The following is a 12,699-nucleotide window of genomic DNA, read 5'->3' on the forward strand; positions in this document are numbered from 1 at the left end:
CGAAGAAAGAAAATCCAAGGAGCATACAATGAAAAAACTGCTGAGCACGCTCACGCTAGCCTCTGCCATGATCATCGGAGGTCCCGCTCTTGCCGAGGACTACCCGACCAAGAGCATTGATATGATCGTGCCGTTCTCTGCCGGTGGCGGTAACGACACTTTCGTCCGGGCGCTTCAGCCGCTGTTGGAAAAACAGTTGGGCAAAGATCTAGTGATTCGCAACATTCCCGGCGGCGGTGGCGCAGTAGGTATGTCCCGCGCCGTGGCGTCAGCAGCGGACGGTTACACCCTGCTGGCGGCCAGTAATGCCCTGTTGACGCTGGAAGCGATGGGTAACGTACCGTTCACCCATAAAGATTTCGACTTCATTGCCAAAGTGGCCGAAGAGCCTTATGTCATCGCTGTAAACAGCGACAGCAAGTACACGGACCTCAAAAGCTTGGTAGATGCTGCTAACTCAGACACCCCTTTCAAGGTGGGAACGTCCGGTGTCGGCTCATCGGCCTATATTACTGCCACCGCGATCGCTAACCGCACCGGCACCGATTTTAACCTAATACCTTATCCCGGCGGTTCCGAAGCGATCTCTGCCGCCATGGGTAATCACGTCGATGCCGTTGTCCTCGGTGGTGCTGAGCTGCGCTCCGCGCTGCAGTCCGGTCGGTTGGAAGCTCTGGCGATGAGTTACGCTGAGCGTAGCGATTCGTTGCCAAACGTACCGACGTTCCAAGAACTGGGTTACGACCTGACCTTGACCGTTTGGCGCGGAATCGCAGCGCCGAAAGGAATCCCGGCAGATGTTGAGGAGAAATGGGTCGAGGCGATCAAGCAGATCGTTGATGAGGGCTCCTATGAAGAGACTGCCCAGAATCTCGGTACGCAGGTGGCACCTCTCTATGGCGACGAACTCGACGAGTTCATCGATCATTCCGCTGAGGTAATGCGAGAAGCCGCCGGCGATCTGGCGAAGTAGGGTGAGCGGCAAGACACCGCGGGCCATTGGACCGAGAGTCTTGCTGCGCATCATCATCTCTCATTGAGCCGCTGGAGTGTTGATGTATGGAACGTGATATCGGTAAGCCGATTTTCGATCTTCTGCTGTTAATCGCTTCGGCAGCTGCTTTTGCGTTCGCGACGACGCTGCCGGACATCAAGATCGTCGGGGATCTCTCGCCAGCCTTCTTCCCTAAGTTGATTTCAGCGCTGATCTTTTTATTCATCATTCCTTGTCTCATCAATGATGTACGCGAATGCCGAGATGCCGGTCGTTCGACATCAGACGAGCCGCGAGCTGTCAATAAACGTGGAGTCATGCAGTGGCTATGGATCGTGGGGCTGACTGTACTCTATATCCTGCTGTTCGAACTGCTGGGCTACATTCCCAGCACGGCCTTGTTCACGTTTTGTTGCGTCATTGGATTGCTAATTGTCAGCGGAACCTGGAGAGAACTGACCACCGTCCAGCGGGTTAAATCGTCAGTAGGCGCCGTGATTTTCGCAACCGCCTTGGCTGTCGCGGTCTATTACGTCTTCACCGATCTCTTCGAGATCCCGCTGCCGAACTGATCGAGTATCGGTGGTGAATGAGTTAGGAGAAGTAGATGATTTCCGGATATCTCGATGGGTTGGGCATGGTGCTGCAGTTCGGTACGCTGCTGGCGATCGCCGGTGGTACTCTCCTGGGCATCATCATGGGCGCGCTGCCCGGGCTGACCTCGGCCATGGCTATCGCGTTGCTACTACCGGTGACCTTCGGCATGCCGCCGGTCATGGGGATCGGTATGCTGCTGGGCGCATTATGCGGTGCCGGTGCCAGCGGATCGATTCCGGCCATTCTGCTCAATATTCCGGGCACGCCATCTTCGGTCGCCACAACATTCGATGGTTTTCCCATGGCCCAGAAAGGTGAGGCAGGACGTGCCTTGGGGTTGGCCATCGTGGCCTCGTTCTTCGGCGGTGTTGCCAGCATGGTAATTCTGAGCTTGCTCGCACCGCCTATCGCGGAGTTTGCCTTACGTTTCGGCGCCGCCGAATATTTCTCCTTGAGCGTCTTCGGCTTGGTGATCATCGCTTCCGTCGCAGGGAGATCTCTTCTCAAAGGATTAATCGCGGGGCTAATTGGCTTTTTCGCCTCGACCATTGGCACAGACCCCATTACCGGCGTCGGTCGTTTCACTTTCGATCAACTGTCGCTGCTTACCGGTATCAACCTGCTGCCGGCGCTGATCGGTTTGTTTGCGGTGTCCCAGGTTCTTAAGGATGCCTTCGAATACGATCCTCACGAACGGCTAAAAGATAGTGGATACCGTATTGATATCGCTCGTCCCCGCTTCAGGGAGACGCTGCGTAATTGGCGGGCGTTGGTCGCTGGCATACTGTCGGGCTCCATTGTAGGACCCGTGCCGGGGGCGGGCGGCAGCATTGCCTCCTTGGTGGCTTACGATCAGACCCGGCGTTTTTCTAAATCCCCCGAAAAGTTCGGCACCGGTCATGCTCCCGGCATCGTCTCGGTTGAGAGTGCCAACAATGCCCTGCTGGGTGGGGCTCTGATACCAACGCTAGCCCTGGGGATTCCTGGAGAAGCGGCCACGGCAGTACTGCTGGGTGGATTGATGATTCAAGGCATTACGCCGGGACCGATGCTTTTCGACAATCAGAGCGGCACGATCTACGGTATCTTTCTGGCCTATCTGGTCGCCAACATCTTCATGCTGTTGATCATGTGTCTCGGCATAAAATTGTTCATCCGCGTGCTGATGGTTCCGCGCAAGCAGCTGTTATCGGCGATCCTGGTGTTCTGTTTCATCGGCGTTTATGGGATTGATGGGGACGTGTTCAATCTTTATTTAATGCTGGGCTTCGGGGTGTTGGGATATTTCCTTAATCGCTATAATTTCGGTACTGCACCGGTTATCTTAGGATTGATTCTCGGACCTATCGCTGAATCCAATCTGCGACGTGGCCTACAGACTTTTCAGGGGGATTGGACCCCGTTTTTCACGCGACCGATCAGTCTGACTTTCTTGGTTATCGCCGTCGGTTTGCTGATCCTGACTCTCTGGCAGAACCAACGCACCAATCGGCCTAAAGACGCAGAATGGTAGTGAAATAACGGTAACTCAAAGGGCGAGCTATTCGAAACGAGAACGAAGCGATGTAAGAATCGGGGCGCGAAGACAATTTCGATATCTACTAGCAGGGCGAGGGCGGGCTCTCCGGTCACGATAGGGTCTTTGCGAAGAGCGTGGTCGGATGGGCGAACCCCCATCCAGTGACAGACGGCGTTGTCAGCGACCTCGGCCGCCGACTTCCTGGCCGAAGAGACGCCACAAGAAGAGGTGTTCGGATATTCCTCTTGAGAGAATGATAGTGGATATTAGCCTTTCGTTTTATCCACTATTGTCGATATTGCGCTGGTGATGCCTAGGCTCTAAGTTCTTTATGTATGATGTATTACAAGTGGAGTGTTCAATTGAAATCTCCATATGGCCCTTCTCGTAATGTAGGAATGACTTTCTAAGAATAATGTCATGGGAAGAAGCCCTGTGTACTTCTCTCAAAGGAATATTATGAATATCGATTGAGAGTATCGCTGAGATACTCGCTTACGAAAGAGTGCCGACAGCCCGAAAATCGGACTGGTGTTGACAAGCATTATTAAATTAATTCGTCTTTAAAGCGGTAATAGATGCGGTGCCTTGTGGAGAGAGGTGGCTAGTTGGTCGTCCAAGAGTTTTTGAGGCCGGTAACCCAAAAGTTACGAGACTCTGCGTAAAAAATAGTTAGAAAAGCCCGTGTGCCAAGTCATTTTTATCTTGGTGGTAAGCAACAAGGAGTAAACAAGATGTACAAGAAATCCATGTTGACGCTGGCCGGTGCGATCACGTTATCTACGATATCCGGAGCCGTACTGGCCGATTATCCTGAACGCGATATTCGCGTAATTGTGCCTTGGGGGGCCGGTGGTGGTACCGATGGCATCGTGCGCAAACTGACGAGCATCGCGGAAGACAGCCTCGATGTCTCCATGTATGTGGAAAATATCGAAGGGGGTGTTAGCGCTACCGGTATCGGTCAGCTCATGAGCTCTCGTCCAGATGGTTATACCATTGGAGCGCTGACCTACGACAGCTTGGTGACTGTGCCCTGGCAGGGGATGTTGCCGAGCTACAAGACGGAAAGATTGAAGCTGATTGCGCGTGTGACGAGCGAGCCCGACGCTATTGTGGTTGATGCCGATTCCGACTACGAGTCGATTCAGGATCTGATCGAGGCTGCCAAGGAAAATCCCGGCGAGATTCGCGTTGCCATTCAGAACCTGGGCGGGCGAATCCATCTGGCTATCCTGCAGCTACAGGAGTTGACCGATACAGAGTTCAGAATTGTGTCTTATCCAGGGGGCGCAGCTCCGCAGAAAGAGGCAATACTGTCCGATGAGGTCGATGTTGCGTTGACCAGTCTGGGTGATTTTTCCAATCTCCTGGAAGACGGTACTGTGCGAGGCTTGGTCGAATTCTCGGATACGCCGAATCCCACCTACCCTGATGTGCCCACCACAGCGGAGGAGGGGATTGACCTGCAGATCGGTAGCTTCATTGTGTTTGCAGCACCGGCAGATACGCCGGAAGAGGCCATCAGAACACTGGAAAGCGCTTATAAGACAGCGTATGACAGCGATGAATTCAAGGAATGGGTCGCTAATGTCGGTGTGACACCAAACTGGCTGGGCACCGATGAAGTGACTCCTTGGGCCGAGGAAACGGCCGAGTCGCTGTTCGCCGAGATGGACGCGCTGGTCGAAGCAGGCGTCATATCGAAGTAATCGGCAGTATAGAACATGGCATTGATCGCCGATGCCATGACTACTTCATTTAAAGGGTTCTGAGTCAAATGAACAACGTCGAATGGTTCAGAAAGTCGGCGGTGCTGTTCCCAGTCTTCCTGCTAATCTTGACCACGATTTATCTGGCAGAAGCATTGAGCATTCGCTCTCAGTTTGGCGGTGATACTTTTGTGGGGCCACGCTTCATGCCCATTCTCATGGCGATCGTCATGTATGTGTCGCTCGTCGTTGTGCTGGTGGGCGAGTTACGTAGAGACGAGTTGGCGTCATCCAATGGTTCTTTTTTCAGACCATTGCTGGTCATTGTGGCGACAGGCATCTATATAGCCGTATTCCGTCCTTTGGGCTATGTGCCTGCCACGCTGGGTTTTGTGGTGGCCTTGTTTCTTATCTTTGGCTTCGAGAGACGGCGTCCCGCTATCTTCATATTATATGTCATCGTAGTGACGGCCATCTTTTATGGGTTGTTTGCCGGTATCTTCGGGGTGCGCCTGCCCCCCATGCTAGGAGGATTCTGATGGAGACGTTTATCAGTTTCCTTGGCGGTTTTGGCGCATTGCTGGATTGGGAAGTGCTTGGTTTCATGATTGTCGGCTTCTTGATCGGCACTTTTTTCGGTGCGATGCCCGGTCTCACGTCGGTGCTGGCCATTGCACTGTTATTGCCCATTACCTATACGATCGATGTGGTGCCGGCGCTGGTCATGTGCGCCTCCATCTTCATGGCGGGGATGTATTCGGGGAGCATAACGGCCACGACGATCAATATCCCCGGGGCGCCTTCCTCAATGATGACCGCCGTAGAAGGCAACGCCCTGATGCTCAAGGGGCATGGCGCCAATGCCTTGGGTCATGCAGCGCTGGGGTCGATGATCGGCGGCTCTATTGGCGCGGTCATGCTCATGGCGTTCATGCCGCTCGGTGCCGAACTGGCACTGCTGATCCGCACGCCAGGGAAGTTCTCGCTTGTCCTCTTCGCGCTGGTGGTAATCATTCTTGTCGACAAGGGTGCCGTCGCCAAGGGCATTGTCGCCACTACACTGGGTATCATGCTGGCCACCGTGGGTATCGATGTGCTCCAGCCGATACCACGCTTCGATTTCGGGACCGAGCTGCTGATCGAGGGCATTGGCTTGATGCCCGTGGTAATTGGTGCGTTTGCAGTGAGCGAGCTTTTGATTCAGGCCCAGAACTGGAACCTGTCCCTTGAGGATAGCCTTGAGCGGGCAAAAGCCCTCAAGATCCGTCGGCGCGATTTCATTCCGTCTTGGTCTGAGGTCCGTGAGATCGGGTTCTTTACCTATATCAAGAGCGCAATCATGGGCTATGGGATTGGTATCCTGCCCGGCGCGGGCGGGTCAATGGCCGCCTTTGTCGCTTATGCCGATGCCAAGCGCAGCTCGCGAAAGCCCCAGGAATATGGTCATGGCAGTCGTGAAGGCATTGCCGCCGCCGAATCGGCGAATAATTCCATGTGCGGCGGTGCCTTCGTGCCGATGTTAATGTTCGGGATTCCGGGCGATCCGACAACTGCTATCGTACTGGGTGTACTCATCATCAATGGCTTGCAGCCTGGGCCACGCCTGCTTGAACAACAGGCCGATCTTATCGCGCCCATGTTCGCCTCCTTGTTCGTGAGCGCCTTGATCCTCATCCCGCTGACGCTGTTCCTGTTCGGACCGTATTTCATCCGTATCGTCTCGATTCCCCGGGGCCTTCTCTACAGTTCCATCGCCGTGGTGGCACTCGTGGGAAGCTATGTGGCGACCTATTCGATTTTCCAGATGTTCCTGGCACTGCTCTTCGGCGTACTGGCATTTTTCCTGCGCAAGCATAATTATTCGGTTGTCGCCATGTTGTTGGGCTTCATTCTGGGGCCGGACTTGGAGCAGTATTTACGACGATCCCTGTCATTCAATGACGGCAATCCCATTGTCTTCCTGACGAGTCTGGATAGCCTGGCGTTCCTGATGTTAACCGTGGTGTTCGCCTATCTGATCCTTCGCAAGAAGCCAAAGTCCGACTCCACCCCCTAATCCACAAGCAACACGAATGGTTTCATTGACTCGTCCATGCCATCGACATCACTGATGGCGCGGCATCTGCCATCAGGAGCCCGACATGACCGCAAAATCTCGCCCCTCCCCGCGCACCGGAGGGAAAGTGTTGGTGGACCAGCTTCTCATTCACGGTGCCGATAGTGGGTATTGTGTGCCCGGGGAGAGTTACCTGGAAATACTGGACGCCCTATACGATCAGCGCGAGCATTTCACGCTCTACAATGCGCGTCATGAGGCCGGAGCGGCGAACATGGCCGAGGCCTATGGCAAGCTGACGGGCCGCCCTGGGATATGCCTGGTCACGCGTGGCCCGGGGGCCTGCCATGCCGCCATCGGCGTGCATATTGCCCAACAGGATTCGACGCCGATGATCCTCCTGGTCGGTCAGGTTGGTCGCGGTGCCATGGACCGGGAAGCGTTCCAGGAGATCGATTATCGTGTCATGTTCGCGGGTGTGGCCAAGTGGGTCGCACAGATCGACGATGCCCGCCGGATTCCGGAATATATGGCCCGCGCCTTTCGGGTTGCTACCTCTGGTCGTCCTGGCCCGGTAGTCCTGGCTCTGCCGGAGGATATGCTGACCGACATCATCGAAGTCGATGATGCGCCGCCCTATATGCCTTCACGGCCCGGTATTCCCCTCGACGAGATTGAGCGGATCGGTGCCCTGGTATCGCGTGCCGAACGCCCGATGATGTTGGTGGGCGGGTCGGGCTGGACGGATGATGCCTGCACACAGATTCGGACATTTGCCGAAACCAACGGGATTCCCGCAACCTGCTCATTTAGACGCCAGGATATCATTGACAATGCCTCCGATTGTTATGTAGGCGATTTTGGTACCGCCGTGGTGCCATCATTGATCAAGCGGCTGGCCGAAGCTGACCTGCTCCTGGTAGTAGGGGCAAGGCTCGGTGAGATGACCACCCGGACCTATACCACTCTAACGGTGCCCGGCTCCACTCAGACACTGATCCACGTGCATGTCGACCCCGATGAGATAGGCCGTGTCTTCAGCCCGGCGTTGGGGGTTGTCTCGGCCCCCGACAAGTTCGCCACAGCGGTGGCGCGGTGCGATTGGGGGCAGCGCAGCCGCTGGAGTGAGTGGCGCAAGACGTTACGCGATGAGTATCTTGCCGATATCCGGCCTCCGGCACATGATTATCCGCTCGACATGGGAGCGGCGATGCATGAGTTGCGTGACAGCCTGCCGAAGGACTGCATCGTGACCGTGGATGCCGGAAATCATACCGGGTGGCCACAGCGCTTTCTGGCTTATCAACGTCCCGGTAGGATTATCGGTTCGACATGTGGTGCTATGGGGTATTCGGTACCCGCTGCCGTAGCGGCTTCGTTGCGCGAGCCCGACAAGTGCGTACTGGCGTTTGTCGGCGATGGCGGCTTCATGATGAGCGGCGTCGAGATCGCCACTGCCGTGCAGCATGGCGGGCGGCCTATCGTGTTGCTGTTCAACAACGGTACCTACGGTACGATTCGCATGCATCAGGAGCGTGAACATCCGGGACGCGTCTCGGGAACCGACCTCGTGAATCCGAATTTCGGCCAACTGGCCGCCGGGCTTGGGGCGCATTTCGAGCGAGTCAGCGACACGGATTGCGTCAAGCCCGCTTTGGAGCGGGCCATGGCCTCGGGCCGTCCCGCGATCATAGAACTCATGACCGATCCCGAGCGGATTTCGACACGTACCACCGTCTCGGCATTGCGTTCTACATGAGCGACATTGAGTTCAGTGGGTAGGGGACTTTCCAGTTGGCAGTAGAACTCTCCTTAAGTGCAGCAGACCTCCACCGTAGTGAGGTCTGCCTTTCTGGCGGTTGGCTCACGGGATCGCTACTCAGTCAAGCTGAGGGCTTGGCCAAATGTTTTGTGAGATACCGTCAGCGTTCAGCGAGGATCAATCCTTGAAGAAGGGCGCGGGTACGACGATCTTGTTTTCTTGGCTCACGAGATATCCCGCCTCGGCACTTTTCCTGAGATAGGCGACCCAGTCGGGGTCGTTCTGCATGGCCGCGCGTCGCTGGCTGCGGTCAGCCGCATCTTTGAATACCCAGATATGTACATATGAATTCACGTTTCCGGTCTCGACCGGTCCGTAAAGAAGTGGCTCACCCAAGTGGCGTCTTTGGACTGACCAACCGTGTTCTTCGTAAAGCGCCATCTGTTTCTTTAAGGTGCCGGGGAAACAGGTATACGTGCGGTGGTCATAAAGCATGTTGAGAATCCTTGATAAGGGTTAATCGACGGTGAGGCGGCGAGATGGCTGATGGTCCGAATGATTGACGTCCTGCTCTAGTCTTGCCAATGATTTGATCGAATAGTCATGGTCCGGTGAGTCTGTCATGTTGTCATTATGGTTTTGATAGCTCTGGATTCAGCCTGTCGGATTGTATAGCGGCATGGCACAGGACTTAACGGACGAGATAAGCGGGGTCAATGGCATGCCCCTGATCGAAGGCCGTAATGTTGGCTGCCCAATGTGACACCATGCGTACCAGATTGTCTCGTGTTAATCCGCTGACATGAGGCAATGTCACGACACTATCAAGAGCGAGTAAGGGGTTGTTAATCGCGATGGGTTCTTCTTCAAAAACATCCAGTCCTGCGCCCGCCAAATGAGCGTTTTCCAAGGCGACGATGAGTGCCTTCTCATCGACCAGAGCGCCGCGCGACGTATTGATCAGAACCGCCCCCGGTTTCATTAGGGCCAGGCGATCCGGACCGATTAGATGATGGGTATCTGCCGTCAGAGGTAGGTGCAAGCTGATGACGTCGCATTCCGCCAGCAAGGTATCTATTTCGGCGAAGCGCAGAGACGAGCCGGCGACTGGGCCGGAGGGCTTGGTATATAAGATGTCGCATCCGAATCCTTGCAGTCGTGTGGCTACTTGCTGGCCGATAGCGCCGAGTCCGACCAGCCCGACGGTTGCAGATGACAGGTCGAAGGCATGCTTCCATAGATCAGTCATTTCCCACTGGCCCGTGCGCAGTGCCGCATGTACCTGAGGGAGGCGGCGCAGGGTTGCCAACATCAAGGCGATCGTCATATCCGCCACCGTCGGTGCATTTACGCCTGGGCTGCGAGCAACGACGATGTTTCGGGCACGGGCTTCGGCTAATGGAATTCCGTCGATTCCCGTGCCCCATTGATGGATAAGGCGGACGGCCTTGGCCTGTTCCAGAGCGCTGGCAGGGAAGCGCAGGCCACGAGTGACGATGTAGGGTGCGTCCGCGATAATGTCTGCGAAGTCACAAGGGTCGCCGGACCTGGGGAACCGTAGATCGAGGCCGGGACAGATTTTGCGCACGAATGTCTGCATGTCAGAAGACATGGGCTCCAGCACGGCTACCGGGCCGGTGAGTTTCATGAACATCCCTCGTTTTGTTTTCGCTTCATCTCGATCTTTCGCTCGTCGGCTTTCTGCCTCGGACAGGCGTGATGTCACGAGGCGCGGCTAGTCCGATAGCGCCAGTTAATGGAACGGTGTCATCGCTAGAAGCAAGCCTTGATACGGTTAAAAGCAACCCTCTCTGCTATAATGTATTACATCATACAAATGAATAAATCAAACGTTATTAGCAAAGATGCTGATTGGCGAATATTATTCGCACCGATGTACGCAAGGTCTCTTTAGTGAGGCAGTTCATCCTTGCCTGCGGCAGGCCAACATGCAGTGCAAGAGGGCAGGTAGTCAGCAGATAGTAGATGTATCGTGCCGGACGGTCTGCGGTCCGATGCGTTCAAGAAAGCGATCCGTTGGACCTGAAGAAAATTTATAATGGTAACACGAATAATCCAGCGCTAGGGACGCCGGCACGGTTAACTCCGTGTCGGTTTTAACTCTGATGGACTGGCTAGGTAACTTCATATTGCTAAATAAAAGAAATCAATAAGTTAGTAAGGTTTATGCAAAGATGGCCCTTGCTCTATATACCATTGTCGAAGTTCGAGGTCGATTCAGATGCTTCCTATTGTGCTATACATATGATGTATGACAAATATGGAGGCGTTATTCGTTCGGTTTGAGTCGTGCATGGGCGCCTTAATGTCTTGATAACTCTGCATAACTGTAAAGATTGCACGGTCAGTAATGCCAGAGAGCATAGCAACTCGGTAAGCAGACCGACATTAGAATTATAAAGACAATTTTCTCAAAGGGAGGCATGTCATGAAAAAAACAACACGCCTGAATCTCGTAAAAATCATGAAAATCGCTTCAGCGGGGGCGCTGGTGGCACTTGCCCTGCCTGTTCAGGCTGACCAATGGCGCGGCTGGAACATTCACCCGCCGGGTTACCCCAACTCCATTGCTCTGGGGAGTTTCGCCAAGGAAGTGGCCGAAAAGACGGAAGGGCGTGTCGAGCCCAAGATATATCACAACGCAGTACTCGGTGATCAGCCGGATGCCATCCAGCAGACCCGCAATGGGGCGTTGGACTTCGCCAATTTCAACATGGGCCCGATGGGACCGATCGTGCCGGAAACCAACGTGCTATCGCTGCCGTTCATCTTCAAGAGCGTCGATGCCATGCACCAGGTCATGGACGGCGAGATCGGCCAACGTTTCGCCGATGCGCTGGCCGAGAAGGACCTGATCGCTCTGTCCTGGTTCGATTCGGGGGCACGCAGCCTCTACAACACGCAGCGTCCCGTAGAAACTCCCGCGGATGTCGAGGGGCTGAAAGTCCGCGTCATGAACAACGACCTCTACGTCGATATGATCGATGCGATGGGCGGCAATGCCACGCCGATGTCTTATGGAGAAGTCTACCAGTCGCTCAAGACCGGCGTACTCGATGGGGCAGAGAACAATTACCCCTCCTATGAATCAAGCAACCACTTCGAAATCGCTCCTTACTATTCCCTGACCGAGCACTTGATCCTGCCGGAGTGCCTGTGTATCGCCAAGTCCAGTTGGGACGACCTCTCTGAGCAGGACCAGGAGATTGTCCGGCAGGCGGCTGTCGCTGCAGCCGAGGAACAGCGTCAGCTGTGGGCCGAGCGCTCCAAGGAAAGCCGTGAAAAGGTGCTTTCCGAGGATGTGAAGATCAACGAAGTCGCTGACAAGTCCGCCTTCCAGGAGAAAATGCAGCCCATCTATGCGGAGTTCGTCGAAGCACACCCGCAGCTAGAGACGCTGGTCAACGATATCCAGGCAGCACAATAACCCTTGCGCGAAACGAACATCCTTGTACCAGCAACGGTACAAGGGTGTTTCGAAAAGGATCACACCGTGAGTTCCTATTCCGACCAACTAAGTGACCAGAGTGAAGCGCAGGGGCCGGCTCGGACGAGGCTGGACAGTGTGCTGGATGGGCTTGCTCAGCTTTGCATCGTCGTTTCGGGAGTGTTGCTGGTTTTCCTTATCCTGTCCTTCGGCTGGCTCGTCTTCGGACGTTATGTACTGAACGATACACCGACATGGGTGGAGCAATCCTCGCTGGTCATCGTCGTGTACATCACCTGCCTCGGCGCTGCTGCCGGAGTGCGCAACAACAGCCATCTCAGCATCAATTTCATCCGTGAAGGCCTGCCTGGGCTGCCCCGCGAAATCATGCGCTACATCGCGGATCTTTTCGTCATCGTCTTCGGGGGATTCATGGCCTGGCAGGGGTGGATCATGGTGATTGACAACATCGATCGAGCCATTCCCATGATCGGTCTTTCCGAAAGTTGGCGCGCTGCCCCACTGATGATCTGCGGAGTCCTCATGATTCTGTTCTCCAGCGTCAATGTCATCGAACGTGCGATCAGAACGACTTTAGGAAGGAGATAACG

11 protein-coding genes are annotated in these 12,699 nt (G+C 54.9%); 9 read left to right on the forward strand and 2 right to left on the reverse strand.

Annotated elements, in window-relative coordinates; all coding sequences use genetic code 11:
* Nucleotides 1-28: 28 nt before the first annotated feature.
* From ACW4DH_RS07000 to ACW4DH_RS07030, 7 genes are all read left to right on the forward strand, one after another.
* Nucleotides 29-973 (forward strand): Bug family tripartite tricarboxylate transporter substrate binding protein, encoded by a 945-nt coding sequence (locus ACW4DH_RS07000; protein WP_459635657.1) that lies wholly within the window; start codon nt 29-31, stop codon nt 971-973.
* An 86-nt stretch (nt 974-1,059) separates the two neighbouring features.
* Nucleotides 1,060-1,566: a tripartite tricarboxylate transporter TctB family protein gene (locus ACW4DH_RS07005; protein WP_459635658.1), complete on the forward strand. Its 507-nt coding sequence runs from the start codon at nt 1,060-1,062 to the stop codon at nt 1,564-1,566.
* 35 nt (nt 1,567-1,601) lie between these two features.
* Nucleotides 1,602-3,104: a tripartite tricarboxylate transporter permease gene (locus tag ACW4DH_RS07010; protein WP_459635659.1), complete on the forward strand. Its 1,503-nt coding sequence runs from the start codon at nt 1,602-1,604 to the stop codon at nt 3,102-3,104.
* 740 nt (nt 3,105-3,844) lie between these two features.
* Complete coding sequence (locus ACW4DH_RS07015) at nt 3,845-4,822, forward strand: Bug family tripartite tricarboxylate transporter substrate binding protein (protein WP_459635660.1); 978 nt, start codon at nt 3,845-3,847, stop codon at nt 4,820-4,822.
* Between the two features lie 68 nt (nt 4,823-4,890).
* The gene (locus ACW4DH_RS07020) at nt 4,891-5,361 is read left to right on the forward strand and encodes a tripartite tricarboxylate transporter TctB family protein (protein ID WP_459635661.1); all 471 of its coding nucleotides are present in this window, start codon (nt 4,891-4,893) and stop codon (nt 5,359-5,361) included.
* The gene (locus ACW4DH_RS07025) at nt 5,361-6,878 is read left to right on the forward strand and encodes a tripartite tricarboxylate transporter permease (protein WP_459635662.1); all 1,518 of its coding nucleotides are present in this window, start codon (nt 5,361-5,363) and stop codon (nt 6,876-6,878) included. Before ACW4DH_RS07020 ends, ACW4DH_RS07025 begins: the two co-directional genes overlap by 1 nt.
* Before the next feature lie 85 nt (nt 6,879-6,963).
* Nucleotides 6,964-8,637, forward strand: a complete 1,674-nt coding sequence (locus ACW4DH_RS07030; protein WP_459635663.1) for a thiamine pyrophosphate-binding protein — start codon at nt 6,964-6,966, stop codon at nt 8,635-8,637.
* Between the two features lie 180 nt (nt 8,638-8,817).
* Here the strand turns inward: ACW4DH_RS07030 and ACW4DH_RS07035 are convergent, their stop codons facing one another.
* Nucleotides 8,818-9,135, reverse strand: a complete 318-nt coding sequence (locus ACW4DH_RS07035) for an NIPSNAP family protein (RefSeq protein ID WP_459635664.1) — start codon at nt 9,133-9,135, stop codon at nt 8,818-8,820.
* 196 nt (nt 9,136-9,331) lie between these two features.
* Nucleotides 9,332-10,288, reverse strand: coding sequence for a 2-hydroxyacid dehydrogenase (locus ACW4DH_RS07040; RefSeq protein ID WP_459635665.1), 957 nt, complete (start codon nt 10,286-10,288; stop codon nt 9,332-9,334).
* Nucleotides 10,289-11,089: 801 nt separating this feature from the next.
* Between ACW4DH_RS07040 and ACW4DH_RS07045 the strand changes: the two genes are divergently transcribed.
* Complete coding sequence (locus tag ACW4DH_RS07045) at nt 11,090-12,088, forward strand: TRAP transporter substrate-binding protein (protein ID WP_459635666.1); 999 nt, start codon at nt 11,090-11,092, stop codon at nt 12,086-12,088.
* 66 nt (nt 12,089-12,154) lie between these two features.
* On the forward strand, nt 12,155-12,697 hold the full coding sequence (locus ACW4DH_RS07050) for a TRAP transporter small permease (protein ID WP_459635667.1): 543 nt from the start codon (nt 12,155-12,157) through the stop codon (nt 12,695-12,697).
* Nucleotides 12,698-12,699 lie beyond the last annotated feature (2 nt).

The sequence above is a fragment of the Halomonas sp. WWR20 genome (assembly GCF_054602495.1).

Excerpts from the sequence above, each read along its gene's own strand:
- ACW4DH_RS07035 (WP_459635664.1), bottom strand. The coding sequence starts at position 9,135 with ATGCTTTATGACCACCGCACGTATACCTGTTTCCCCGGCACCTTAAAG.
- ACW4DH_RS07005 (WP_459635658.1), top strand. The coding sequence starts at position 1,060 with ATGGAACGTGATATCGGTAAGCCGATTTTCGATCTTCTGCTGTTAATC.
- ACW4DH_RS07020 (WP_459635661.1), top strand. The coding sequence starts at position 4,891 with ATGAACAACGTCGAATGGTTCAGAAAGTCGGCGGTGCTGTTCCCAGTC.
- ACW4DH_RS07025 (WP_459635662.1), top strand. The coding sequence starts at position 5,361 with ATGGAGACGTTTATCAGTTTCCTTGGCGGTTTTGGCGCATTGCTGGAT.
- ACW4DH_RS07015 (WP_459635660.1), top strand. The coding sequence starts at position 3,845 with ATGTACAAGAAATCCATGTTGACGCTGGCCGGTGCGATCACGTTATCT.
- ACW4DH_RS07000 (WP_459635657.1), top strand. The coding sequence starts at position 29 with ATGAAAAAACTGCTGAGCACGCTCACGCTAGCCTCTGCCATGATCATC.
- ACW4DH_RS07040 (WP_459635665.1), bottom strand. The coding sequence starts at position 10,288 with ATGAAACTCACCGGCCCGGTAGCCGTGCTGGAGCCCATGTCTTCTGAC.
- ACW4DH_RS07010 (WP_459635659.1), top strand. The coding sequence starts at position 1,602 with ATGATTTCCGGATATCTCGATGGGTTGGGCATGGTGCTGCAGTTCGGT.
- ACW4DH_RS07045 (WP_459635666.1), top strand. The coding sequence starts at position 11,090 with ATGAAAAAAACAACACGCCTGAATCTCGTAAAAATCATGAAAATCGCT.
- ACW4DH_RS07030 (WP_459635663.1), top strand. The coding sequence starts at position 6,964 with ATGACCGCAAAATCTCGCCCCTCCCCGCGCACCGGAGGGAAAGTGTTG.